20 protein-coding genes and 1 pseudogene are annotated in these 25,373 nt (G+C 47.3%); 15 read left to right on the plus strand and 6 right to left on the minus strand.

Annotated elements, in window-relative coordinates; genetic code table 11:
- Window positions 1-16: 16 nt before the first annotated feature.
- Window positions 17-1,828, plus strand: a complete 1,812-nt coding sequence (locus tag C170_RS28495; RefSeq protein ID WP_036616965.1) for a peptidoglycan D,D-transpeptidase FtsI family protein — start codon at window positions 17-19, stop codon at window positions 1,826-1,828.
- Here the strand turns inward: C170_RS28495 and C170_RS28500 are convergent.
- Window positions 1,807-3,003 carry an AI-2E family transporter gene (locus C170_RS28500; protein WP_036616967.1) on the minus strand — a complete coding sequence of 399 codons (1,197 nt, stop codon included), beginning with the start codon at window positions 3,001-3,003 and terminating at the stop codon, window positions 1,807-1,809. The two genes, C170_RS28495 and C170_RS28500, sit on opposite strands and share 22 nt — an antisense overlap.
- A gap of 174 nt (window positions 3,004-3,177) precedes the next feature.
- On the opposite strand from C170_RS28500, the gene C170_RS28505 reads away from it, so the two are divergent.
- Window positions 3,178-4,581: a polysaccharide deacetylase family protein gene (locus C170_RS28505; RefSeq protein ID WP_036616970.1), complete on the plus strand. Its 1,404-nt coding sequence runs from the start codon at window positions 3,178-3,180 to the stop codon at window positions 4,579-4,581.
- Between the two features lie 85 nt (window positions 4,582-4,666).
- On the opposite strand, the gene ilvD is transcribed toward C170_RS28505, so the two are convergent.
- The 3 genes and pseudogenes from ilvD to C170_RS28520 form a co-directional block, all read right to left on the minus strand.
- Window positions 4,667-6,352 carry a dihydroxy-acid dehydratase gene (ilvD, locus tag C170_RS28510; protein WP_036616973.1) on the minus strand — a complete coding sequence of 562 codons (1,686 nt, stop codon included), beginning with the start codon at window positions 6,350-6,352 and terminating at the stop codon, window positions 4,667-4,669.
- Between the two features lie 317 nt (window positions 6,353-6,669).
- Window positions 6,670-6,912: pseudogene (locus C170_RS28515) on the minus strand (KGG domain-containing protein); the annotation flags it as partial.
- A 123-nt stretch (window positions 6,913-7,035) separates the two neighbouring features.
- A complete protein-coding gene (locus tag C170_RS28520) occupies window positions 7,036-8,076 on the minus strand; it encodes an acyltransferase family protein (RefSeq protein ID WP_036616979.1) in 1,041 nt (346 codons plus the stop codon).
- 222 nt (window positions 8,077-8,298) lie between these two features.
- Between C170_RS28520 and C170_RS28525 the strand changes: the two genes are divergently transcribed.
- From C170_RS28525 to mgrA, 6 genes are all read left to right on the plus strand, one after another.
- Complete coding sequence (locus C170_RS28525; protein ID WP_036616981.1) at window positions 8,299-9,264, plus strand: sugar kinase; 966 nt, start codon at window positions 8,299-8,301, stop codon at window positions 9,262-9,264.
- An 86-nt stretch (window positions 9,265-9,350) separates the two neighbouring features.
- Complete coding sequence (locus C170_RS28530; RefSeq protein ID WP_017686833.1) at window positions 9,351-10,016, plus strand: bifunctional 2-keto-4-hydroxyglutarate aldolase/2-keto-3-deoxy-6-phosphogluconate aldolase; 666 nt, start codon at window positions 9,351-9,353, stop codon at window positions 10,014-10,016.
- A 94-nt stretch (window positions 10,017-10,110) separates the two neighbouring features.
- Window positions 10,111-10,875, plus strand: coding sequence for an alpha/beta fold hydrolase (locus tag C170_RS28535; protein WP_036616983.1), 765 nt, complete (start codon window positions 10,111-10,113; stop codon window positions 10,873-10,875).
- 69 nt (window positions 10,876-10,944) lie between these two features.
- The gene (locus C170_RS28540) at window positions 10,945-11,712 is read left to right on the plus strand and encodes an HAD family hydrolase (protein ID WP_036616986.1); all 768 of its coding nucleotides are present in this window, start codon (window positions 10,945-10,947) and stop codon (window positions 11,710-11,712) included.
- 234 nt (window positions 11,713-11,946) lie between these two features.
- Window positions 11,947-12,687, plus strand: a complete 741-nt coding sequence (locus C170_RS28545) for an NAD-dependent protein deacylase (protein ID WP_036616989.1) — start codon at window positions 11,947-11,949, stop codon at window positions 12,685-12,687.
- Between the two features lie 78 nt (window positions 12,688-12,765).
- Window positions 12,766-13,773 carry an L-glyceraldehyde 3-phosphate reductase gene (mgrA, locus tag C170_RS28550; RefSeq protein ID WP_036616991.1) on the plus strand — a complete coding sequence of 336 codons (1,008 nt, stop codon included), beginning with the start codon at window positions 12,766-12,768 and terminating at the stop codon, window positions 13,771-13,773.
- An 80-nt stretch (window positions 13,774-13,853) separates the two neighbouring features.
- Here mgrA and C170_RS28555 read toward each other — a convergent pair whose 3' ends face one another.
- Complete coding sequence (locus tag C170_RS28555) at window positions 13,854-14,828, minus strand: AraC family transcriptional regulator (RefSeq protein ID WP_235200852.1); 975 nt, start codon at window positions 14,826-14,828, stop codon at window positions 13,854-13,856.
- Between the two features lie 153 nt (window positions 14,829-14,981).
- On the opposite strand from C170_RS28555, the gene C170_RS28560 reads away from it, so the two are divergent.
- From C170_RS28560 to C170_RS28570, 3 genes are read left to right on the plus strand one after another with little or no spacing between them, the layout of a single operon-like run.
- Window positions 14,982-16,163 carry a galactokinase gene (locus C170_RS28560; RefSeq protein WP_036616994.1) on the plus strand — a complete coding sequence of 394 codons (1,182 nt, stop codon included), beginning with the start codon at window positions 14,982-14,984 and terminating at the stop codon, window positions 16,161-16,163.
- 1 nt (window position 16,164) lies between these two features.
- Window positions 16,165-17,154, plus strand: coding sequence for a UDP-glucose 4-epimerase GalE (galE, locus tag C170_RS28565; RefSeq protein WP_017686840.1), 990 nt, complete (start codon window positions 16,165-16,167; stop codon window positions 17,152-17,154).
- Between the two features lie 14 nt (window positions 17,155-17,168).
- A complete protein-coding gene (locus C170_RS28570) occupies window positions 17,169-18,767 on the plus strand; it encodes a UDP-glucose--hexose-1-phosphate uridylyltransferase (RefSeq protein ID WP_036616996.1) in 1,599 nt (532 codons plus the stop codon).
- 57 nt (window positions 18,768-18,824) lie between these two features.
- On the opposite strand, the gene C170_RS30285 is transcribed toward C170_RS28570, so the two are convergent.
- Window positions 18,825-20,849: a leucine-rich repeat protein gene (locus C170_RS30285; protein ID WP_051447456.1), complete on the minus strand. Its 2,025-nt coding sequence runs from the start codon at window positions 20,847-20,849 to the stop codon at window positions 18,825-18,827.
- A gap of 238 nt (window positions 20,850-21,087) precedes the next feature.
- Here C170_RS30285 and C170_RS28580 point away from each other — a divergent pair, with 238 nt between their 5' ends.
- The 4 genes from C170_RS28580 to C170_RS28595 all read left to right on the plus strand — a co-directional run bounded on the left by C170_RS28580 (window position 21,088) and on the right by C170_RS28595 (window position 25,368).
- A complete protein-coding gene (locus C170_RS28580) occupies window positions 21,088-21,675 on the plus strand; it encodes an MSMEG_1061 family FMN-dependent PPOX-type flavoprotein (RefSeq protein ID WP_235193972.1) in 588 nt (195 codons plus the stop codon).
- Window positions 21,676-21,767: 92 nt separating this feature from the next.
- A complete protein-coding gene (locus tag C170_RS28585; protein ID WP_036616999.1) occupies window positions 21,768-22,931 on the plus strand; it encodes an iron-containing alcohol dehydrogenase in 1,164 nt (387 codons plus the stop codon).
- 280 nt (window positions 22,932-23,211) lie between these two features.
- The gene (locus tag C170_RS28590; protein ID WP_017686844.1) at window positions 23,212-23,748 is read left to right on the plus strand and encodes a hypothetical protein; all 537 of its coding nucleotides are present in this window, start codon (window positions 23,212-23,214) and stop codon (window positions 23,746-23,748) included.
- Window positions 23,749-23,811: 63 nt separating this feature from the next.
- On the plus strand, window positions 23,812-25,368 hold the full coding sequence (locus C170_RS28595) for a flotillin family protein (RefSeq protein WP_036617002.1): 1,557 nt from the start codon (window positions 23,812-23,814) through the stop codon (window positions 25,366-25,368).
- Window positions 25,369-25,373: the final 5 nt, after the last annotated feature.

Raw genomic sequence — 25,373 nt, forward strand, 5'->3', positions numbered from 1 at the left:
AAAAGGTGAGATTGGGATGCATCTCCTTGCGAAACGGCGAATCTATATAACTTGTATTCTTCTAACTCTTGTCTTTGGATTGCTTATATTACGATTGGGATGGGTTCAGATTGTTCAGGTGAATCAGACGATGCCTGGATTTCACCGAACGGTACGTGAAATGTCTGTATTGCAGCGTGAACGCGGGGTGATGCTTGACCCGGGGCGGGGACAATTTACGGATTACAAGGGTGAGGCGTTGACCGGTAAACTGCATTGGGGATTGGTTCTTTTTCCACAGGCAGGACCATTAGAGACATTACGCAAGCATGGGGCGTTAGAGGGCTCCGAGATGATACAGTTGGCAGCTATATTACATACCGATCCGGATCAATTGAAGAAGGAATGGAATCAGGAAAGTATACCTCATTTCTGGACAGCAGGTACACATCAGCCTGTTCATTTGAACGCTGCTCAGGTGGAGCGCCTACGTAGTTTGCACCTGCAAGGAGCTGGCATCTATCCAATGATGACAAGGTATCTTCAGGGGTATACAGGAATGCAGTGGATGGGTTATCTGGCTGAACAGCCTGAGTCCTCCAAAGTTCTAACTGGGCATCAGGATGAAGTAAAACAGCCATTTGCCATGAAATCAGGAGCAGCCGGACTGGAGAGGACACTTGAACCCCTGTTAAGGGGAATTGGCCCTACGCTTGTATCACGCATGGTCTCGGGTGGTGGAGAGATTATCCCTGATATTCAGCCGCACGTCATTGCACCGACCAATAGCCATTATCCTTTACGTGTAGAAACCACAGTGGATGCTGAGTTACAGCGTGGGTTGGAAGAGTTGACGCAAGAATCTGGATTACAAGAAGGGGCCATTGTTGTGTTAGATGCCGCTAACGCAGATGTTCGCGCCATGATCTCCCGTCCTTTCTATCAGCCACAACATGTGGACCCTAAAGAATCGGCCTGGGGGAATCGTGCAGTACAGGGAGCCGTGCCGGGTTCGATTTTCAAAATTGTCACTGCGGCTGCTGCTTTGGAGTATCATGCGGTTTCTAACGGAGAAGAATTCCATTGTGGTGGTGAGTACGGAAGATATGGGTTGTCTTGCTGGAAGGAGCATGGTCATGGAGACTTGAATCTGGAGCAAGGATTCGCTGAGTCTTGCAACATCGTATTCGCAGAAACGGCGCGCAGGCTGAGTATGGAACAACTGGAGAACACGGCTGCTCGTCTGGGACTCGCGCGTCCGATTGGCTGGGAAGGGAAGCAGATGGCAGGAATGCCTGTGTTACGACACTTTGATCATGAGGATCACGGGCGTGTGAGAACAGAGGCTGTTTCTTCTGCTGATGAAGGTGCAAAAATACAGACAGCAATTGGTCAGCGAGATGTCTTGGTCACACCGCTGCAAGCTGCCAATCTGATCGTTACACTGTTACATGATGGAAAAGTTAGTGCCCCACGTCTCGTTAAGCGCATTCGATATGCGGATGGTGGCACCATGCTGGAGATGCCCTTGCACGATTCACCTTCAGCATCAGGACAGATTGCTCCCGCAACAGCGCATAAACTGATATCCTGGATGAATAAGGTAGTCCGTGAGGGAACAGGAAAATCCCTGCAGCGTGCACGGTGGCATGTTGCAGGGAAGTCAGGTACAGCTCAGGTACAGAAACATGTAGAGAAGCTTAACAATCAATGGTTCATTGGTTATGGACCGATAGAACAACCCAAGTACGCCGTAGCTGTTCTTGTCCAAAATGTCTCTCCAGACAGCCATCATCAGGCGACAGCTCTCTTCAGGAAGGTGATGGACTATTTGGCGGAGTCCTCATGATCCTTCGCAGGAACGGGACGTTGTACAGTAGATTCGGCAGAATTCGCAGAGGCCTTACTAACGGGTGGGTCCATGACCAATGGAGAGGATTCAAATTCATCTTTTGGCAGGTGAATCCACTTTTGCAGGTATCCTTGTTGTAACAGTTCTTTCAGAAGGATCAGAAGCACTGGAGATAACACTACACCAGCCAGGCCAAAGATCGAAAGGGAGATCAGCATAAACGAAAGCATCAAGTACGCCGAAGATACACCAATCGAGTTACCCGATATTTTTGGTTCCAGCAACTGCCGTGTCAGCATCGTTACTGCCAGAATCACAATCAGGCCAATCGCCAGGCTACTATTGCCAATAATGAATAAGTAGACGATCCATGGAATAAATACAACAGGAACGCCAAGCAAGGGTACCAGATCAAAAACCGCACAGACTGCTGCAATGGTAAAGGCATTAGAGGTTCCCAAAATCAACAAACCTGCATAAATCAATACAAACGTAATGAGCATCATGATCATCTGTGCCTTCAGATACGAGCGGATTGTTTTGAACACGTGATTACGCATGAATTCAATAGCTAACTTTAATGTTTTGGGCGTTTTCGCACGGGCGAACTTGCGCCAGGATTCAATCTCGATACTGAGGAAAAATGCCAGAATAATCGCAATTCCGAAGTTCGTAATAAACGAAGAGAATGAACTGAGGAAACCTACGACGAATTGCGCTCCGCTAGTTACCCATTTGGACAGGAACCCGGTCAGTGTTGCAAAATAATCATTCGCTTTTTCCATAACTCCATCAGGGAGAGCGTCTGACTTGTCCTGAATGAATAACACCAGATTGGTGAATTCACGTTGTATCATTTCAATGTATACGGGGAAATTATCTTGAAGATTGGAAATCTGTGAAATGATAATCAAACCTACCCCAAAAAAGGCAGCGACAATTAATGCAAGAAACAACAAGACGGAGATGGCGGCTCCAAGCGTCTTGGGCAATCCTTTGCGATGTAAAAATTTGGCCAGCGGTTCAATCATCCAATACACAATGAATGATAGAAAGACCGGTGCAGCCACATGGTATAATTGACTGAAACCGTACATGATCACATACACGGTTAATACGAGCAATGCGATGTCAAAGACAGTTCGCCCGTATTTTTTGTAAAGCGGTAGCATGGACATGGCTCCTTTGATGGCAATAATTAGATTGTATTTATTGTACACGATAGCTATCTTTTTGGGAAAACAGGATTCAAGAAAAGTCTGAACTATGATAAAATTAAAGGCGGTTTATTTTAGATAGTGCCATAGTGCACCGTAATTCAGCAGGAGAAGTGGGGAGCTTGCAACATGACAACGATACTTCAGAGTATTCTACTGTGGTTATTGTATCTTTCATCTTTTTACGCCTTTATTCCAAGTTTGATCAGCAGGCTTTTTGGTTTTCGTGTATTTCGACGGGGAAGAAGTGATACACAATTTGCATTAACGTTTGACGATGGGCCAGATCCACATTATACGCCAAGACTGCTCGATCTGCTTCGTCAGCATCAAGCAAAAGCCACATTTTTTGTCGTTGGAGAACATGCAGCGAGTCATCCTGAACTCATACAGCGCATACATGAGGAAGGTCATCTTATTGGCATTCATAATTATATTCACAAGACGAACTGGCTCATGCGGCCACGTACCGTTCGAGATCAGATTCAGCGAACAGGTCAGATTATTCATGAAGTAACCGGCGTGAAGACTTGTTATTATCGTCCACCGTGGGGGATTATGAATCTGTTTGATTTTTTCAGCAAGAAAGAACGAAAGATTGTACTGTGGTCCTCCATGTTTGAAGACTGGAGAAGCCGAGTAGGTGCCCAGAGATTGACTGAACGGATGCTGAAGGAACTGAGAGGCGGAGAGGTCATGCTGCTGCATGATCGAGGAACGACCCTGGGTGCTGATGCACACGCGCCGGAGCAGATGCTTCAGGCGCTGGAAGTCGTATTACAGGAAGCTGAACGGCTTGGCCTGCAAAGCGTACGCGTTGATACGTTGATGGGAGGTATCACAGTGAGCGAATCTCAGAACAAAATGCAATTACAGACACCATTGAAACTATGGAAACGAATCGTTGTTGCCCTATGGCTGGGCTGGGAGAAGCTGTTCCACTGGGTATATCATCTTCGGACGGCTTCGCCAGAGGAACCCATGCTGCACTTCAGATCACGTGTATATCACGGAGCACGAGTGGAGATGAATGATGGCCATGTCATTCAAAATGGAGATCCGGTAATAGAACTACATTTTGACAATCAGAAATTGTTTGAACTTGGAGTGACGTCACGTTCCAGTATGCATTTGGCTATTCGCATGATTCGGACGATGGAACAGCAATTGCCGGATTTGGCACGCATGGTGGCACTCGAACCTGAGTTACGCTCTGCCAAGGCGATATACGGTGTGAGTATGATTAACAGAGGCCCAGAAAAATTCGGATTTACCATACAAGAATTGCCTCCTGGACCGTTCAGTGCTGCATCCAAAGTATACTTGAAGCTGCTGTTAAGTGTAATCCACCCGGCAGGAACCAAACGTTTGAAACAGCGTACTGAACAACTGGTACCCAAGATGATTGCCATGCCGCTGGATCTATTATTGGAACGTTACGGTCAACATACGATGCAGGTAGCAGCAACGGTAGAAGAATCCAGAGATGAATCGTTGTTAATTGAACAAGAGATACTGCCAGAGCGGAACTAAACGGACTGATCACACCAACCAGCAAAAGAAAAGGGTTGCCCTTCGCCAGATTTGGCAGAAGAGCAACCCTTTATTTATTAGTGAATTAGATACTCAGTACGCCACCGTTGCTTGCGTTGGTAACCAGTTTGGAATAACGAGCCAGGTAACCGGTTTTTACTTTCGGTTCAAAGCCTTTCCAACCTGCGCGACGACGTTCAAACTCTTCGTCACTGATGTGCAATTCGATGATACGATTGTTCAGATCCAGCTCGATGATGTCTCCTTCTTCAACAAAGGCGATTGGACCACCCTCAGCTGCTTCCGGAGAGATATGTCCGATACTGATTCCGCGGGATGCGCCAGAGAAGCGTCCATCGGTGATCAGACCAACTTTGGCACCCAATCCCATACCTACGATCTGGGAAGTAGGAGCCAGCATCTCAGGCATACCTGGTCCGCCTTTTGGTCCTTCATAACGGATAACAACAACATGTCCTTCTTTTACTTTGCCGTTAGCAATACCTTCAAGCGCTTGCTCTTGGGAGTCAAAGCAGATGGCAGGACCTTTGTGGTATCCACCAACCGAAGCATCAACTGCACCAACTTTGATGATAGCGCCTTGTGGTGCAAGGTTACCAAACAATACAGCCAGGCCGCCTTTTTCGGAATGCGGGTTATCCAGGTGGTGAATGACATTTGTATCCTGAATTTCTTTTCCTTCAACGTTCTCACGGATTGTTTTACCTGTTACCGTAATGCAGTCTCCATGAATTGCGCCTGGTTTCTTGAGCAATTCGTTCAGCACTGCGCTTACGCCGCCTGCATTGTGAACGTCTTCGATGTGGAGATCGGAAGCAGGTGCAAGTTTCGCCAGATGTGGAACGCGGTTAGCTACTTCATTAATACGTTCGATTGGATACTCGATACCTGCTTCATGAGCCAGTGCCAGCGTGTGCAGTACTGTATTCGTAGATCCGCCCATCGCCATATCCAGTGCAAACGCATTATCGATCGCTTCTACAGTTACGATATCACGTGGTTTCAAGTCCATTTTGATGAGTTCCATCAATTGGGTAGCGGATTGTTTAACAAACTCACGACGCTCAGGAGCAACGGCAAGGATGGTTCCGTTACCTGGCATAGCCAGTCCCATCGCTTCAGCCAGACAGTTCATGGAGTTTGCCGTAAACATACCGGAACATGATCCACATGTTGGACAGCCGAACTGTTCAAGTTCAAGCAAGCTCTTATCATCGATTTTACCTGCTTGGTAAGCACCTACACCTTCAAATACGGATGTCAGGGAAAGAGCTTTACCATTGCTGTCACGACCAGCTTTCATTGGTCCACCACTTACGAACAGGGTAGGGATGTTTACACGAAGTGCACCCATCATCATGCCTGGTGTGATTTTGTCACAGTTCGGGATACATACCATGCCGTCGAACCAGTGTGCAGATACAACGGTTTCCACGGAATCCGCGATAATGTCACGGCTTGGCAGCGAGTAACGCATACCAATGTGTCCCATGGCAATACCATCATCTACTCCGATGGTGTTGAATTCGAATGGAACGCCACCGGCTTCACGAATAGCATCCTTTACAATTTTACCGAATTCCTGAAGGTGGACGTGGCCGGGCACGATATCGATGTATGAGTTACATACGGCAATAAACGGCTTGCCGAAATCCTCTTCTTTAACGCCCGCTGCGCGGAGCAAACTCCGGTGTGGTGCACGGTCAAAACCTTTTTTGATCATATCGGAACGCATCTTCTTGGCTGACATGGTGTATTCCCCCCAAATATATAATATTGAGCAACATGAATGGAAAAGTAAATGGCAGTGCATCTGTCGTTTAATTTCATCCGTACTCTAAAAAAAAGGACCGGCATGCCGGTGTCGAGCTCCCCGTAGTTTGTGAAATTCTTTGCTGCTTTAAACCCGTGAACACCCGGTTTTTCTATTGAGTCTATCACAACCGTCGTCATATTTCTACAAACAATAGAAAGAAGCCTCAAACCATTTTCATGGAATTAGACTTCTTGATTTGCGGGAAAGCTATGATCATGTTTCGATGTGGCGAGCGGAATTCATTAGTTGCTTCCGCCTTTGCGTCCAATCTCACGATAGAATTCCTTATTATGAGTTTCGGAGGTTGCTTCTCCGCCCTTGCGACCAATCTGCTTGTAAAAGTCAGTATCATGGGCATCAGAAGTCGCTTCGCCACCCTTTTTTCCAATCATCTGGTAGAAGCTTCGATCATGGTTCTTGGAAGTCGCTTTGCCACCTAATCTGCCAGCTTCCTCACGGCTCATCTTGTGTTCTGACGTCGGTTGACGTGCCATTACAAATCACTCCTTACAACGATAAGTTGTTTTTTGTAGCGCGTATCCCTAATTTACCACCTTATTTCCAGCCTGAAACAATTCACTAGGATAGAATCGATGGTGAAGAGATCCGTCAGAGCATTAGGCCGACCGTTTAAACACTTCATGTCGATTGAAAGAAAATCGGGATATATTCGGTTCAATTACGGGTTTGAACGTGTGACGTACAGCCGGCAGAGCCAGTGTGACTGCGAAGAGTATGGCAATGACAAGTATGACTGGAATATACGCCGAGCTTCCCATATAACTGTAGACTCCGGACCAGATTGCGAGACGAACGAGAAACCCATGCAGCAGGAACACATAGAGTGTGCGTCGTCCAAGGTCCGTCAGTCTGGAAGTCAAGGAAGGTACCCAAGCCAAGAACAGTGCTGCAGATGCGATTTCCAGCAAGTAGACACCCACCCGGAAGATGCCGGCATACCATTCGTGGTGACCCAATTCGGCGTACGTCATGCTTCCGAGTAACCATCCGGATGAAATATTCAAACCCCCATACCCGATCCATACCAACAGTGCAGCAGAGAGGATGGCTGCGGTTTTTCGCCCCCAACCGGATAATAAATGTGAACGGATGGTTGCTCCATAGTCATAACCGATGACAAAAAACGGCAAAAATACAAACGTACGGCTGAAGCTGAGCCAGAACCCGTCGATGGGCAAATACCCGGCAATTACACCAAGCGCAATCGATCCAATCAGCCGATATATCGGTTTCCAGGAAATCGTCAGACGAAGCAACAGTCGCCAACAGAAATGACTCGCGAGAAACCATAACAGCAAGTAAGGTGCAAAGAAGGATAGCCGCATATGGGGTGTGTGGAATACGGTAAAGTCCATCAATGCGTATAAGGACTGAAACAGTACATACTGTAGTGCAATCTGCTTCAGGACATTTCGCCCAGATTCACCCTGGAGTGAGTGTGTCGCAAAATACCCGGTTACCCATACAAAGAGTGGCATGTGAAACGTATATATCCACAGGAACAGAGCTTCCGCTCCTGCAAAACGTGTGATGAGTGGTTCAAGTGCATTACCAGCAAGGACACAGACGATAAGCATAAAGCGCAGATTGTAAAAGAAAGATTCCTGATCATCCCGGATCAGTGTCTGATTTTTCATGGTGTAGCCCCCTTGTAGACCCTGGTTGCCAGGTCATTTGCATCTGTAATAAGGGTAATATGGATGTGCATTATCTATTGTGATTTAATTCACATTAGTAAGCGTTATCTTTTATCAAAGCTGTGACAACAAAATGAACGCTCCGGGATTGACAACGGTTGCATAGAGGATGACAATAGAAAAAGAAGATGAGGGAATGTAACTATAAGGAGGGAAGAAATCATGTCAACGAGTCCCTATCCAAGCCCGGAAATTATTACATTTGGGGAGAGTATGGGTTTGCTGACTGCCAAGGATACAAGAGGGCTGGAATATGCAGCCACACTGGACAAGTCTTTCGGGGGTGCTGAGAGCAATCTGGCTATTGGCGTATCCCGCCTGGGGCATACCAGTGGTTGGTTTGGACGTTTGGGCAATGATCCGATCGGCAGTATGATTCTGAAAGCCATTCGCGGTGAAGGCGTAGATGTATCCCGGGTAAGGTTAAGTGATGACGAGCCCACTGGTTTAATGATTCGTGAGAACGCTTCCGGGAAAGCCTCGGTGCATTATTATAGGAAGCTATCTGCTGCAAGTGCGATCACACCTGATGATCTGGATCCTGATTATATTGCCGGGGCGAAGATATTGCACGTTACGGGTATAACGGCAGCAATAAGCCCGTCCGGACTTGCTACGGTAGAGGCTGCCATACATATTGCCAAACAGGCAGGTGTGAAAGTAAGCTTTGATCCAAATCTGCGTCTCAAACTATGGTCTGCGGATGAGGCCCGTCCGGTTATACTGCGTTTAGCTGAACTGGCGGACTACTTTTTACCGGGTCTGGACGAGATGAAACTTCTATATAACGAAGAAAATGATCAAAAAGTACTTGAGCGTTTATCTGCCATGAATGCTGTGTGCATCGTGAAGGGTGGCCCTGATTTGACCTACGTATTGGCGAATGGTACCCTAACTGAAGTTCCGTACTTTAAGGCGGATAATGTTCTGGATACGGTAGGAGCAGGAGATGGATTCTGCGCGGGATTTTTATCGGGTATATTAAAAGGATACTCCCCGCAGGAAGCAACCCGTCTCGGCAATTTGACCGGTTCCATGGTTATACAGGCTGTTGGCGATTGGGAGGCGCTCCCGACGTGGGGGCAGGTCGAGGCCAAGCTGAACAACGTTGCCCATGTTGAGCGTTAGTCGCTCTAAATCATATATGGCTCATCTTCGTTCTTAAATGTAAGGCTTGTATACACAACCACCACATTGACAAGGGAGAGAATGAAATGAAGAAGCTTCAGCTGTTGCAAAAGATTACGGACAATGGGGTTGTGGCAGTTCTGCGTGCAGATTCTGCTGATCAAGTCATTGCCATGGCCGAGCAAGCGATTGCGGGTGGCATTAAAGTTATCGAGATTACGATGACAGTACCCAGTGCACTCAAAGCCATTGAAAAATTAAGCCGTGTATACCATTGGAACACACAAGATCCAGAGAAATTCGCGATTATTGGTGCGGGAACGGTGCTTGAACCGCAAACGGCAAGAGCGGCCATCATGTCGGGTGCCGAGTTTGTAGTCGGACCTTCCCTGAACCCGGATACCGTTCAGATCTGCAACCTGTATCGAATTCCGATTCTGCCTGGTGTGATGACGATTGCTGACGTTCAACGCGCATTGGAACTCGGCGTGGACATTGTGAAGTTGTTCCCGGGTAACCTATATGATCCTTCGATTATCAAAACGATGAAGGGCCCTATGCCGCAGGCGAATTTTATGCCAACTGGCGGGGTATCCTTGTCTAATCTGGGGGATTGGATCAAGGGTGGAGCAGTCGCTGTAGGGATCGGCTCCGACTTGACATCGGAAGCTGTGAAGACGGGTGACCTGAGTCATGTCCGTCGCAAAGCGGAACAATATATGGATGCTTACCGCAAGGCCAAGGCTGAATAATATTTTTTCAATTCGTAGAAGGGGAGCCTGATAAACAAAGGCTCCCAATTCTGTGAGCCGCGGCACCTGCGGAAGTGAAGAAAGGTGATTAACGTTGAGAAATCGGTATAATATAGGGCGCAAGAAGAGGGGCATCGGGAAATTCCTGCTCGTACTTCTGGCGCTCATTGTCATTGGATGTGGATTTGTTGCGTGGAAATTATTCACACCATACGGTCCACAGGAAACAGCCCAAGCGGCCATGGAAACAGCCAATCCGGTGACAGTGAGTGAACAAGAGAACTGGATTGATTTTGTGCCAGACAAACCGTCTGGGAAAAGTGTACTTTTCTATCCTGGTGGACTGGTAAAACCGGAAAGTTATGCACCACTTGCGCATGAGCTGGCTGCTGCGGGTCATCACACGATTATTGCCAAGATGCCAGTTAACCTGGCAGTGCTTAAGCCAAACTTGGCAGATGAGATTCTGGCCGCATATCCAGACGAACAATTTGTTATGGGTGGACACTCTCTCGGCGGGTCCATGGCTGCACGTTATGTAGCCGCACATCCAGATGCACTTCACGGGATTTTCTTCTTGGCATCTTACCCGGATGAAAAAGGGAGCGTAAAGTCACTTGGAATACCTGCTTTATCTATTCTAGGTACTAAAGATGAAGTCGTGAATGCTACGAAGTATCAGAGTGGACGGATGTATCTTCCAGAAGACACGGTATATTACACCATTGAAGGTGGTAACCACGCCCAGTTTGGTGATTATGGTCATCAAAAAGGAGATGGCGAGCCGGAAGTGAGTGGAGAAGAACAGCTGAATCAGACGGTCAAGACGGTGCTGGCTTGGTTAAGTACCATCAAGTAGGTTTTGATTTAATTATTCTGCATTAAGGGTTGAATGCATTTATAGCATAACTTAATGGAGGTGATATGGATGACCATGCTTCAAGTGAATGGAGTGCAGATCCCATGTAAAGGTATCCTGTTCGATAAAGATGGAACACTGCTGGAATTCCTCCAGCTATGGGGGCCGTGGGCAGAGGCATTACTGGATCAGTTGCAATCACGTATGAATGAACTCGGAGCTTCATTTACAGTTGAACGGGAGCATGTTCTGGGCACTACCCATAATCCGCAAGGTCATATTGTTGGATATGATCCGCAAGGCCCACTTGCCATTGCGACTGTGGATGAGTGCACGGGATTGCTTGCCGGGCAGCTATATGCAGCAGGCATACCATGGAATGAAGCGATCACAACGATACGCCAATTTTCAAGTGTAGCCATGAGATCGGTAAGAGAGCGCAAATCCGCTGAACCAATGTCAGGATTGCTGGATTTCTTGCAGAAATGCAGGGCAGCAGACATACCACTGGCGGTCGTCACTTCAGATAGTACAGCGGCAGCAGAAACACATCTGGATTGGATGGGGATTCGTTCCTTTTTCACCTCCATTGTGGGCTGTGATCGGGTGACCCAGGGCAAACCGGATAGAGAAGCAGCACTCTTGGCTTGCCGTGAATTACATATCGATCCTGCGGAGGCCGTTGTAGTTGGAGACAGCAATGGGGATATGCAGATGGGGCGGCACGCAGAGGTATCCTATACCCTCGGTTACTGTTCACAGTTAGATCAAGGATCTCACCTGGTTGATGCCCATGCCATTATTCGTCATTATAATGAGATAAGCGTTATTTTATAAGTCACCCTGACCTGATTGGACTATATAAATTGAACTAATATTTACACCAAATGGAGAGGACAGAAATAACCTAAAGAAACGGAGTGTTCGCCTTTATCCTCGGATTTTCCCCTTAGGAAAGGAATCAAAAAAAATCTGGGGATAACAGCGATCGGAAGGTTGTTCTGTCATCGGAGTGGTCAGTGTAAATATTCTTTAGTTCAATTTATATAGTAAATAAAAGGAGGAGAGAGGATGAACGCAACAGAACAACTGGCTGCCTGGATTCAGGAAAGCTCCCGGATTGTTTTTTTCGGAGGGGCCGGGACTTCAACGGAAAGCGGGATTCCCGACTTCCGCTCGGCTGCGGGTCTGTATCAGACGGAGCAGCATTCGCCTTATCCACCGGAAGAGTTATTAAGCCGACATTTTTTTGATCAACATGCCGATATTTTTTATGATTTTTATCGTGGCAAAATGCTTCATCCAGATGCGGAACCGAATGGGTGCCATCGTCTATTGGCCCGTTTGGAGCAGGAGGGAAAACTTCAGGCAGTGATCACGCAAAATATCGACGGACTACATCAGAAGGCAGGCAGTAGCAATGTTTTTGAGCTTCACGGTTCAATTCATCGTAATGCCTGCTTGGATTGCAAGCAGTTTTATACGCTGAATGATATTATACAGTCCCAAGATACCGTGCCTCGCTGTAACACATGTGGTGGTGTGATCAAACCGGATGTGGTGCTGTACGAAGAGGAGCTGGATCAGACGACATTGTATCGTTCCATTGATGCACTGTCTTCTGCAGATCTGTTACTCGTGGGAGGCACGTCACTGACGGTATATCCGGCGGCCCAGTTAATTACGTATTTTCAGGGAAAACATACCGTTCTGCTCAACGCTACACCTACCGCTTACGACAGCAGGGCTGATTTGCTGATTACAGAGCCGATTGGTGAGGTAATGAATAATGTGGACCAGCTTCTTGGTTGAACGTATGGACTGAATAACCGCATTCTCCGGTATAGACCGGATACAAGAGGCGGAACCTGGGGAAAGAAGGGATTCATAATGGTCTACGTAGCAAGCGATACTCGCTATGAAACGATGAAATATAACCGCGTTGGACGTTCAGGTTTGAAACTGCCAGCGATTTCACTGGGGCTGTGGCATAATTTTGGCGGTATCAATAACGCTGAGAATGGTCGTAATATGATTACCCGATCATTTGATCTGGGTATTACACATTTTGATCTTGCCAACAACTATGGCCCACCGGCAGGTTCGGCAGAGCAGTTATTTGGACAGGTACTGGCCCAGGATCTGAAACCTTATCGTGATGAACTGGTGATCTCCACCAAAGCGGGGTATTATATGTGGCCCGGACCGTATGGCGAGTGGGGTTCACGCAAAAATCTGGTATCCAGTCTGAATCAGAGCTTGAAGCGTATGGGCCTGGATTATGTAGATATTTTCTATTCACATCGTTATGATCCCGAAACACCTTTGGAAGAAACGATGATGGCACTGGATCATATTGTTCGCTCGGGCAAAGCCCTTTATGTAGGGATCTCCAACTATCCCGCAGAGCAGACGAGACAGGCTGCCGAAATTCTGAAAGGTCTGGGTACGCCCCTGTTAATCCATCAACCGAAATACTCGCTGCTGGACCGCTGGATTGAAGATGGTTTGCAGGACGTGCTGGATGAGTATGGAACAGGCAGTATTGCATTCTGTCCATTGGCACAAGGTGTGCTCACGAACAAATACTTGAATGGTATCCCGGAAGACTCACGTGCCAAAGGACCGTCGGTATTCCTGAATGAAAACAACATCTCTCCAGAGACGCTCCGCAAAGTGCGTGCGCTGAACCAGATTGCAGCAGCCCGTGGTCAGAGTTTGGCCCAATTTTCACTCTCATGGGTGCTGCGTAATGGCAGGGTAACTTCCGCGCTTATTGGCGCAAGTCGTCCTTCCCAGATTGAAGAGAATGTGGCTGCACTCAGCCAATTGGATTTCTCTACAGAGGAATTGGAACGGATTGAATCCATCCTGTCTCCAGAGCCTGATGACAAATAAATAAAGTGTAAAAGGTGCATCTTAGCCATAATGGCGGAATGCACCTTTTTTTGTCGTACGTGTTCCGTCCGTTGTGTTGCTCACCGTTTGATTTGTTGAGCATTTTTCTGTAAACCCTGATGTAGTGGACGGGACAATATTTTCTCTCGATACAAGCTAGGCGCTTCACCGTGAAATCGTTTGAACTGTTTGGAGAAATATAGCGCGTCTGGCAGTCCAACTGATGCAGATACCTGTTCGATGGACAGATCCGGGCGTTCTCTCAGGAGTTGGCGCGACTTGTCGATCCGTAGTTTTAGCAGATAGGTGACTGGTGAAAGACCGGTTTCCTGTTTGAAAATACGGGATAAATACGCGCGGTTGTATCCAAGACTCGCAGACATTTGTTCAATGGAGACAGGATAGGCATATTGGGTAGACATATATTGAATCATCTGTTTCACCGTACGTCGGATGGAGGATTCACCTGGAATTAAGGTTTGGCCCTGCGAAAGGTGATTCTGTGCTTCGGCTAGAATCATATATAACGTACCCAGTGATGTGAAATGGGAGCTTTCTTTGCGCTCGGCAAAAGCATCCTGCATCACGGATAGCCAATCGGATATCCCACAGGATGGTCCAGCATGAAAAACGGACTTCTCCGGGCGGAACCCGGCTTCCTCGGTATGTTGGCCAGCCTGGCTGCCTGTGAAGGCAATCCAGCGATATTGCCATGGGTTGCGGGCGTGAGACTGGTAACTTACCAGTTGCCCAGGATGAATGAGGAAACAATCACCTGCGGATAACTCGTAGGTGTGCAGTTCGGTACGGAACGTACCCGCCCCTTTTTCTACATAATGCAACAGATAATAATCAAACAATTTAGGACCGAGGGCGTGACCCGGAAGGGTCTGGCTTGCTCCGGCAAACAGGACATGCAGTGCGCCTTGTTCATAATAGACCGGATTGGAGGCAACCGAATAACTGAGTGCTCCGCTTTTACCGGAAGGTGATTCCTGTATTTTTTCGTTAGAAGATGCAAGGGATTCTTTCTTGGGGTTGGATTGATCTGACATGGTCGTTTCCTTCTTTCCGGGATGCTCCGATCATTATACGCCTTAAGGTCACATTTATCCATATGAAACACACATGTTTGCATTACAAGAGGCACCGCTTTCTTATATAATAACATTAAGAAAACCACAACAACGAGGCGAGGTGCACCAGCAGTGAACGTAACTGAATTGAAACAAAAGTTTATTGAGAAGTACGGAGAGAGCGGAGCGGACATCCGTGTATTTCATGCCCCTGGGCGTGTGAATCTGATCGGTGAGCACATTGACTATAACGGTGGATACGTGCTTCCGGCAGCACTTGAATTCGGAACAACATTGATCATTCGTGAGCGTGAGGACAACAAGTTGCAACTGGCTTCCACGAACATGTCTTATGAAGGGGTACTAGACACTTCCTCCATAGGTAAGGAAAAAACCGGAGAATGGACCGACTATCCTGTTGGTGTCATGGTTGAATTGCAGGGCAAAGGCGTGAATGTAACAAAAGGCTACGACTTCTTGTACCACGGGGAGATTCCGAACGGGGCAGGACTTTCATCGTCTGCATCACTGGAGGTGCTCACGGGCTTCGCGATTCAGTCTCTGGAGGGCGTAGCGGATATTGATACGGTTCAACTGGCGCTTTTGTCCCAGAAAGCGGAAAATGAGTTCGTAGGTGTCAACTGTGGAATCATGGATCAGTTCGCTGTCGCAAACGGTGCACAAGATCACGCGATCCTGCTGATGTGTGACACACTTGAGTACGAAAAGGTTCCTTTCCGTACAGGCTCCTACAAATTGGTCATCGGTAACACGAACAAACGCCGCGGTCTGGTGGATTCGGCTTACAATGAACGTCGCTCCCAATGCGAGCAGGCACTTGCCATCTTGAAGGAACAGCTGCCTGCACTGAATTATCTGGCTCAATTGACGCCAGAGCAGTTCGTAACACTACAGGATCAGATCAAGGATGAGAAAGTAAGGCAGCGTGCGCAGCATGTCGTGGAAGAGAACGCACGTGTTCTCGCATCAGTCGAAGCATTGCAGGGTAACGATCTGGAAACCTTCGGTAAGCTGATGAACGCTTCTCATGAATCGCTTCGTGACTTGTACGAAGTAAGCTGTGATGAGCTGGACGTTATGGTTGAAGAAGCTCAGCGGATTCCAGGCACGCTTGGTGCTCGGATGACTGGCGCAGGATTTGGCGGTTGTACCGTATCACTTGTGCATGAGAATGATGTCGAGCGTTTTGTAAGTGAAGTGGGCGCTGCATATGAAGCGCGTACCCGTCTCAAAGGTGATTTCTATGTATGCGGTGTAGGTGATGGTGTTAAAGAATTGAAGGAGGCGAAGTAAAATGGCAATTTTGGTGACAGGTGGAGCAGGGTATATTGGATCTCATACGGTAGCAGCATTGTTGGAACGTGGGGAAGAGGTTGTTGTACTGGATAACTTGCAGACAGGGCATCGTGAAGCGTTGCTCGGCGGTAAGTTGTATGAAGGGGATCTGCGTGACAAAGAAATTCTGGCGAAGCTGTTCGCTGAGAATTCAATCGATGCAGTCATTCACTTTGCAGCCAACTCACTCGTAGGCGAGAGTATGAAAGACCCGGTTAAATATTATGACAACAACGTGTTTGGTACACTCTGTCTGTTGGAAGCGATGAATGCAGCGAACGTACGCCGCATCGTCTTCTCCTCTACAGCAGCTACCTATGGTGAGCCTGAGAAAGTGCCAATCGAAGAGAGCGATCGTACAGAACCAACCAACGTATACGGCGAAACAAAGTTGATGATGGAACGCATGATGTCATGGTTTGATAAAGTTCAGGATATCAAATACGTTTCCCTGCGTTACTTCAATGCGGCCGGTGCACATGACAGCGGTAAAATTGGTGAAGATCACCAACCAGAGAGTCACTTGATTCCACTGGTACTGCAAACAGCATTGAAACAACGCCCGCACATCGCCGTGTTTGGTGACGACTATGCAACAGAAGATGGGACATGTATCCGTGACTATATCCACGTGAGCGACTTGGCTGATGCGCATCTGCGAGCAGTAGATTATCTTCGCAAAGGTGAGAACAGTAATGTGTTTAATCTTGGTAACGGTACAGGATTCTCAGTGAAACAAGTGATCGAAACAGCTAAAAAAGTGACTGGCCTCGATATCCCGGTTGTACAGGAACCACGTCGTGCAGGTGATCCGGCTGTGCTGGTAGCTTCATCTGCAAAAGCGAGATCTGTCCTGGGCTGGAATCCAAAATGGACCAATCTGGAAGATGTTATTCAAAGCGCTTGGAGCTGGCACCAATCACGTCCTGACGGCTACGGAAAAAACTAGGAGGCGAACACCTTATGTCACAGACTCATATTGCAGCAGGTGCCACAGAGCGGACACCGGAGCAGCAGGAAGCACTGCATGCCATTGAACGTCTGGTTGCATTTGCCTTGCAGAAACAATTAATCGAGGAAGCGGATTGGGATTATAGCCGCAACCTCTTGCTGGAACAATTCGGATTCTCAGAGCCTTATGCCGGCGAGTTGGACACGAATGTGCCCGATGGCCCACAGGCTATGCTGGATACGTTGATCGATTATGGATTTTCCATTGGACTTATTCCTGAAAATAGCGATACGTTCCGTGACTTGCTGGATGCCAAAATCATGGGTCATCTGATGGCACGCCCATCCGAGGTGGTACGCGCATTCCGCCACACGGAGCAGACGGAAGGCATTGAGGCGGCCACATCTCAATTCTATGACTTGTCGATTAACTCCAACTACATTCGGATGGATCGGATCTCGAAGAACGTCTACTGGACACAGGACACGGCCTATGGAGACATGGAGATTACTATCAACCTGTCAAAACCGGAGAAAAGTCCAAAGGAAATTGCCATGGCGAAATTGCTTCCGCCGCCGGTATATCCTAAATGCCAGCTGTGTCGTGAAAATGTAGGTTACGCTGGTCGGGTGAATCACCCGGCCCGCCAGAATCTGAGAGTTATTCCGTTGGAGCTTAACAACGAGCCTTGGTTGTTCCAATACTCGCCGTATGTGTACTACAACGAGCACTGCATCATTTTCCATCATGATCATGTGCCGATGAAGCTGACAAAGGATACGCTGCGCAGACTACTTGCGTTTGTCGGGGAGTACCCGCATTACTTTATCGGATCTAACGCGGATCTGCCGATCGTAGGTGGGTCGATTCTGACACATGACCATTTCCAGGGTGGACGTCATACATTCGCGATTCAAAATGCACAGCCTGAGGCGGTCTTCCGCCATGCGGATGCACCTGGACTTACATTGAGTCTTGTGAAATGGCCAATGTCCGTAATGCGTCTGGCTTCACACGATCCTGCAGAACTGCTTGAAGCGGGTAACGCCGTATATGAAGCGTGGAAGGTCTACAGTGATTCAACTGTGGATATCGAAGCGTTCAGTGAAGTAGACGGGGAACAAGTACCACACAATACGGTAACACCAATCGTTCGTCGTAGTGCAGACGGTGGTTATGAGATGGATCTTGTATTGCGCAACAACCGCACGAATGATGTGCATCCTGAAGGGATTTTCCATCCGCACCGTGAGATGCACCATCTGAAGAAAGAAAACATTGGTCTGATCGAAGTGATGGGGCTTGCCATCCTGCCAGGTCGTTTGAAAGAAGAACTGGACAGTATCGCGGATATCCTCGCTGGAGATGCTAAACTTGCTGAAGCCGCCAAAGCTTCTGATCATGTGTTGAACAAACATCTGGGCTGGGCGGAAGAATTGATTGAACGGTTTGGTCCTAAACTGGACAAAGAACAAGCCGTTGCCATTGTACAGCAGGAAGTTGGCTTGAAATTTGCCGAGATTCTGGAACATGCAGGGGTCTACAAATATGATGAAGCAGGACGCCAGGCTTTCCGTCGTTTTGTAAGCAGCATGGGATACACTGAATAGACATGTAGAACGTGAACACCAGCCCTACAAGGGCTGGTGTTTTTTTGAATATGATTTTTAACGGAGTTGTGAGCCAGTCGTTTGTTCTGTTGGAATTGAACGATAGATCAGGGCAGCTAGCTCGGCTCGGGTTAGGGAGTCATCTGGCCTGAACTGTCCGTGATATCCCACAACCATTTGAGTCTCGGCCAGTGTGGCTATGTAGTCGTGAGCCCAGTGGGAGGAGGGGACATCCTCAAAAGAACTCGTTTGGATCAGCGGCAGGTCAAGCGCGAGCACCAGGATTTTTGCTGCCTCGGCCCGTGTAAGTACCGCATCCGGATGGAAGAAATCATTTAAGCCGTTTGAAATATGGAATCCATCAATAAGGCCGACCTCCTGTAGTCGAGATATAGCATCAAAGTAGGGATGTGTCGGCTCTACATCTTCAAAGGGAGTAGCCTTTCGGATTATTGGTAGCTCAAACGCTCCGTTGATTATACCAGCCATGTGTTTACGCAAGATTGGCTGATTAGGCCTGAATGTGGCATCGGGATATCCCTCTATCAGACCACGTGCAGCGATACTTTCAATCATCAAGCGTGCCCAATGGGTTGAAATATCACTGAACACAACTGGGGTCAAAGGTGTTGTTGGTTCTTTAGGTTTAGGTTCAACTTTAAGTTTAGGTTCGGTTTTAAGTTCCGTTCCTGTATCAGGTTCCTGGGATGATGCGTCAGTAATAGAGCTACTTGTCCAGAAAGAAGGACTGCCACCATGGTTTTCAGAGCTATCAGTCTTTACCCATTTGGCATATAGTGTTATGTCCCGACTTACAGTATCTCGGTCAAAATTCCAGGGAAGAGATAATGCCGAATCTATGTACCATCCATCAAATGAAAACCCGCTCTTGCTGGGCTGAGTGGGAGGCGCTATTGCTTGATTATTCCTAGTAATAGTAGAGGAAACGGGGCTTCCGCCTTGAGAATCAAAAGAGACGGTCAAAGTTGAAATGGGATCGTCCTTATTCGTATCTTTGGACGCAGTTGTCACTGAACTCGTCCACTTGGCGTATAGCGTGATGTCCCCAGTCACGGTATCTCTGGCAAAATCCCAGGGAAGGGAGTATACCGAATCTATGTACCAGCCTTCAAACAAAAACTCGTCCTTGGTAGGCTGAGTGGGAGGTACAATGGTTTGCCCATAAGTGGCTTGAGTGACCGCAACCGGGGTCCCTCCATTGGAGTCGAAGGAGACGACCATATTCAATTTTTGAAAGGGAATGCTATAAAAGTTAGCGAAGTTTTGAGCCTCTGAAGGATCAAAACCCGTAATAATAAGGGATGAGTTACCATCAAACGCTAAGAAACCAATTGACAAGACACTAGCTGGAATGAAGACAGACGCCAACCGATTGTCCGCAAATGCCATCGCCCCAATAGAGGAGACACTATCCGGAATGACGACAGAAGTGAGTTGATTGTCCATAAATGTAGCATGTCCAATGGAAGAGACACGATTTGGAATAACAATGGAAGTCAGCTGGTTAGATGCAAACGCCCAGTATCCAATAGTTGAGACATTCTCTGGGATAACGACAGTAGTCAGTTTATTGTTTGTAAATGCACTATTTCCGATCGACATAACAGTTTCGGGAATAACGACAGAGGCCAGTTGGTTGTTAGTGAATGTGGAGTTCCCAATTGTGGATACACTGTCCGGAATGACGACAGAGGTCAGCCGGTTGTATGCAAATGCCAAGTCTCCAATAGTCGTGACAGTCTCTGGAATGACGATAGAAGTCAGTTGATTGATTTCAAATGCCCTTTCTCCAATAGTGAAGACGGTATGCGGAATAACTACAGAAGTCAAATGATCGCTGTAAAATGCTTTTTCACCAATAGAAGTAACTGGTTGACCGCCAATGGTTTCGGGAATAATGACATCTTTCGAAGTGCCCACATAGTCGTTTATTGTGATTCCATGAGCATTAGCGCTCGTTATGAAGTCTTTTTCTTTATTCGGCTCAGCATACATAACCATCTGTCCCCAGGGTACGAGGAACATTAGCAGAGCAAAGACGAAGATGCTTGCTTTTTTCAATCCAATAACCTCCTTATATTTATATTAAGAATTTTGAAGTTCTTTTGGTTACAGTACAACTGTTAGATGATATTAACAATACTGAATCTCCAATAGGTGACCCGAGGGGACATGGGGGCGCGGTATTTGAATGACGGCACTCATATTCGTTCTCAGAAATGGAAGATGTCAGTTCCCGCATGTATAATGGTGGAAAGCCATTGAATACATAACTCAATGAAGAAACGGGGACGAACAATTGGAAAAGAAGGCATTGAATATTCCGTTGATTACAGATGCTGAGGAACTGCAAGGCATGGTGGGTGAACCGCATGAACATGTGCGTAACAAGGCAATTTCATTTGTGGATTCACATGTTCAGAACTTTATATCCATGTCACCATTATTTTTCCTCTCCACCTCCGATCGTGATGGAAAAAGTGATGTGTCACCTCGGGGTGATGGAGCAGGATTTGTGAAAGTCTATGATACATATCGGCTCGTTTATCCCGAACGCCCAGGCAATCGGCGGATAGACTCGTTGTTGAACATGTTGTCGAACCCTGGTATTGGTATGCTCTTTTTGATTCCGGGTATGAATGAAGTGCTGCGTATTAATGGCACAGCATCCATTACCAAGGATGAGGAATTCATCGCCAGTATGGGCTGGAGTGGTAAAACCATAGGTGCGGCTGTCATTGTAGATGTGGAAGAGTGTTTTATCCATTGTCCGCGGGCATTCAAACAGGCTGGATTATGGGCCACAGAAACATGGGTGGATGCTGAAAATTTGCCTTCATCTAGCGAGATGTTTCGAGCTCATTTGGAGATTAACGGGTTGTTATAAAGTGAGTGACTATCGATTTGTTTTTCTATAAACAGGGTACTATAATTGGAGTTGCACAAAAATACTAAACTCCATTGGAGGCGACAATAGATATGAGATCTTTCCAATTCTATAATCCAACCCGGCTGATTTTCGGCAAAGGACAACTGGAAGCATTAAAGACAGAAGTGCCGAAATACGGTAAACGGGTTCTGCTTGTATATGGTGGCGGCAGTATCAAACGCAGTGGTCTGTACGATCAAGTGATCGGTTTGCTTAAGGAAGCTGGAGCAGAAGTGACTGAACTGGCAGGTGTGGAACCTAACCCACGTCTTTCTACGGTGCATAAAGGGGTAGACCTCTGTAAAACAAATAACATCGACCTGATCCTCGCTGTAGGTGGCGGCAGTGTACTGGACTGCTCCAAAGCTATTGCTGTAGGTGCCAAATATGATGGCGATATGTGGGATTTTGCTCAGCGCAAAGCCGTTGCACAGGACGCTCTTCCACTCGGTACCGTATTGACCATGGCGGCAACTGGTTCGGAGATGAACTCCGGTTCGGTTATTACGAATCAGGATACACAAGAAAAATTGGGCTGGGGTAGCGCATACTCATTCCCTGCATTCTCTATCCTGGATCCGGTGAATACATACACTGTTCCGCTGGACCAAACGGTATACGGCATGGTGGATATGATGTCCCACGTATTGGAGCATTACTTCCATCTGGATGCCAATACACCGGTTCAACTCGGCTTCTGTGAGACGATTCTGCGTACTGTCATGGAAGCAGCGCCACGTCTGGTTGAAGACCTGGAGAACTTTGAACTGCGCGAAACAATTCTGTATTGCGGAACAATGGCACTGAATGGCGTGCTGAATATGGGTCTCGCAGGAGATTGGGCAACACATAATATTGAACATGCGGTTTCCGCAGTGTATGATATCCCACACGGCGGTGGACTTGCAATCTTGTTCCCACACTGGATGAAACATAACCTGGACGTGAATGTGGATCGATTCAAACGTCTGGCAATTAATGTATTCGAAGTGAACCCTGAAGGCAAGTCGGACAGACAGATTGCCGAAGAAGGTATCGATGCGCTCAGCAAATTCTGGACATCCATTGGTGCACCTAACCGTTTGGCTGATTACGATATCGATGATAGCCAGATCGACGTAATGGCAGACAAAGCGATGCTGTTTGGCCCATTCGGTAATTTCAAGAAACTGCAACGGGAAGATGTTGTATCCATCTACACGGCTTCTCTGTAATTCTATAATCACTGACAAGTGAACGGACACATCCTGTTGTCCAATAAACCGCAAGTCTCCTTCATGGGGGCCTTGCGGTTTTTTCATGTATTCGGGCTGTACACGTGAATGATGGAGGAACATGAAGCAAGAAGAACAGAATGTCGTGATAATACCCATTATCGGGTTCAGAATACATTTGAGGAAAGATTTTGAAACATTTTGATGTTAGCTACGTATTTATTTACATGTGGAATGCCCAGTTAGGATGAATTTGCGGCAGAGAGAGGAGGAACAGGGGATGGAGACAATTTATTGGGGGTGTCTGATCGGAGGAGCAATATTTGCGGTTGTCAGCCTTGTGCTTGGTGACTTGATTGACGGCTTGCTGGACGGAGCCTTCGAAATGCCAGGTCTTGATTTTTTCAAACCCGTTGTGTTAGCTGGTTCCATTACAACCTTCGGTGGGGCAGGCATTATGTTAACACGTTATAGTTCATTAAGTGCGATGTCGGGTCTAATATTATCCCTGCTTATAGGTATTGCTGCAGCCATGCTGGTATTCTTCGCATATATCAAACCGATGCGTAACAGCGATGTCTCGATTGCGTTTTCAATGAAAGAGTTATCTGGGAAAATTGGGGAAATCACCATTCCGGTGCCGGAAAAAGGTTTTGGCGAAGTGATGATTCGTTTTGCTTCCGGCAGTACGATTCAAACGGCATCCAGTTTTGAACACCTCCCCATTGCGGCGGGAGCCCGTGTTGTCGTAGTGGATGTTGTAGATGGTGTACTGCGTGTGTCGGAATGGGATGAAAATGTACTTAAAGATTTATAAAGTATTCTTATCACCTAAGTAGTTTAAGCACTCATCATGAATGAATAAGGGGAGAGATGTGGAATGGATAATTTGAATTTGAATTGGGATGTATTGCTGATTCCTATAGTTGTAGTCGGTGTCATTCTAATTTTAGGTTTGGCTTTCTGGGCGAGATACAAAACGGTTGGACCGGATGAGGCGATGATCGTTACGGGATCATTCCTGGGTAGCAAAAATATCTCCGATGATGATTCTGGACGGAAAATTAAAATTGTTCGTGGTGGCGGTGCATTTATCCTGCCGATATTCCAGCAATCCGAATTTATCTCCTTGTTATCCCATAAGCTGGATGTCTCCACACCTGAAGTGTACACGGAACAGGGTGTTCCGGTTATCGCTGACGGTGTCGCTATTATCAAGGTAGGGGGCGCTGTAGAGGACGTTGCTACGGCAGCTGAGCAATTCATCGGTAAACCTGTAGAAGCGCTGAGAAGCGAAGCACAGGAGGTTCTGGAGGGACATTTGCGGGCCATCCTTGGTACGATGACGGTGGAAGAAGTATATCGTAACCGAGATCGGTTTGCGCAAGAGGTTCAAGGCGTAGCAGCTAGAGATCTGAAGAAAATGGGCCTTCAAATTGTCTCATTTACCATCAAGGATGTTCGTGATAAACAGGGCTACTTGGATGCTCTTGGTAAACCGAGAATTGCGGCAGTGAAGCGTGATGCCGAGATAGCTGAAGCGGAAGCGATGCGTGATGCACGTATTCAGAAGGCTAATGCGGAAGAGCAGGGTCAAAAAGCAGAGTTGCTGCGTGATACCAATATCGCTGAGGCAGCCAAAGAGAAAGAACTGAAAGTAGCCACGTTTAAGCGGGATCAGGATACAGCCAAAGCGGAAGCCGACCAGGCTTACCATATCCATGAAGCTCGTGCGAGACAGACCGTGGTGGAAGAAGAAATGAAGGTTGAACTCGTTCGTAAAGAACGTGAGATCGATCTCCAGGAAAAAGAAATCGTCGTACGTGAGAAGCAATACGATGCCGAAGTGAAGAAAAAGGCAGAAGCGGATCGTTATGCGGTAGAGCAGGCTGCCGAAGCGGATAAAGCCAAAAGAATGCGTGAAGCCGATGCAGTACAGTATTCCATCGAAACACATGCCAAAGCAACAGCTGAGCAGAAGCGACTTGAAGGTCAGGCCATGGCGGATGCGGAACTTGCCAAAGGTACAGCAGATGCAGAAGTTATTCGTTTGCGTGGTCTTGCAGAAGCAGAAGCAAAAGAAAAACTGGCCGAAGCGTTCCAGAAGTTTGGCGAAGCAGCTGTACTCGATATCATTGTCAAAATGCTGCCTGAACTGGCTGGTAAAATTGCAGAGCCAATTGCATCCATTGATAAACTGACGGTGGTAGATACAGGTAAAGGTGAAGGTGCAGCACGAGTGAGTAACTATGTTACCGAACTTATGGCGACCGCTCCAGAGATGCTCAAAAGTGTATCCGGCATCGATGTAGAGCAGCTGATTAAGGGCCTTACGAAGTCTAAAACACCTGCGCCAGTTGCCATTCAACAGAGCGAGGCTGTTACAACTCCTTCTATAATCGACAAGATTGTGGAAAGAGCTGGAGTTGACGAGTAAGAAGC

This window comes from Paenibacillus sp. FSL H7-689, assembly GCF_000517905.1.
Classification (GTDB): Bacteria; Bacillota; Bacilli; order Paenibacillales; family Paenibacillaceae; genus Paenibacillus; species Paenibacillus amylolyticus.

What these genes read in the sequence shown, in the direction of transcription:
- C170_RS28495 (WP_036616965.1), top strand. Translation starts at nt 17, where the DNA reads ATGCATCTCCTTGCGAAACGGCGAATCTATATAACTTGTATTCTTCTA.
- C170_RS28500 (WP_036616967.1), bottom strand. Translation starts at nt 3,003, where the DNA reads ATGCTACCGCTTTACAAAAAATACGGGCGAACTGTCTTTGACATCGCA.
- C170_RS28505 (WP_036616970.1), top strand. Translation starts at nt 3,178, where the DNA reads ATGACAACGATACTTCAGAGTATTCTACTGTGGTTATTGTATCTTTCA.
- ilvD (WP_036616973.1), bottom strand. Translation starts at nt 6,352, where the DNA reads ATGTCAGCCAAGAAGATGCGTTCCGATATGATCAAAAAAGGTTTTGAC.
- C170_RS28520 (WP_036616979.1), bottom strand. Translation starts at nt 8,076, where the DNA reads ATGAAAAATCAGACACTGATCCGGGATGATCAGGAATCTTTCTTTTAC.
- C170_RS28525 (WP_036616981.1), top strand. Translation starts at nt 8,299, where the DNA reads ATGTCAACGAGTCCCTATCCAAGCCCGGAAATTATTACATTTGGGGAG.
- C170_RS28530 (WP_017686833.1), top strand. Translation starts at nt 9,351, where the DNA reads ATGAAGAAGCTTCAGCTGTTGCAAAAGATTACGGACAATGGGGTTGTG.
- C170_RS28540 (WP_036616986.1), top strand. Translation starts at nt 10,945, where the DNA reads ATGACCATGCTTCAAGTGAATGGAGTGCAGATCCCATGTAAAGGTATC.
- C170_RS28545 (WP_036616989.1), top strand. Translation starts at nt 11,947, where the DNA reads ATGAACGCAACAGAACAACTGGCTGCCTGGATTCAGGAAAGCTCCCGG.
- mgrA (WP_036616991.1), top strand. Translation starts at nt 12,766, where the DNA reads ATGGTCTACGTAGCAAGCGATACTCGCTATGAAACGATGAAATATAAC.
- C170_RS28555 (WP_235200852.1), bottom strand. Translation starts at nt 14,828, where the DNA reads ATGTCAGATCAATCCAACCCCAAGAAAGAATCCCTTGCATCTTCTAAC.
- galE (WP_017686840.1), top strand. Translation starts at nt 16,165, where the DNA reads ATGGCAATTTTGGTGACAGGTGGAGCAGGGTATATTGGATCTCATACG.
- C170_RS28570 (WP_036616996.1), top strand. Translation starts at nt 17,169, where the DNA reads ATGTCACAGACTCATATTGCAGCAGGTGCCACAGAGCGGACACCGGAG.
- C170_RS28585 (WP_036616999.1), top strand. Translation starts at nt 21,768, where the DNA reads ATGAGATCTTTCCAATTCTATAATCCAACCCGGCTGATTTTCGGCAAA.
- C170_RS28590 (WP_017686844.1), top strand. Translation starts at nt 23,212, where the DNA reads ATGGAGACAATTTATTGGGGGTGTCTGATCGGAGGAGCAATATTTGCG.
- C170_RS28595 (WP_036617002.1), top strand. Translation starts at nt 23,812, where the DNA reads ATGGATAATTTGAATTTGAATTGGGATGTATTGCTGATTCCTATAGTT.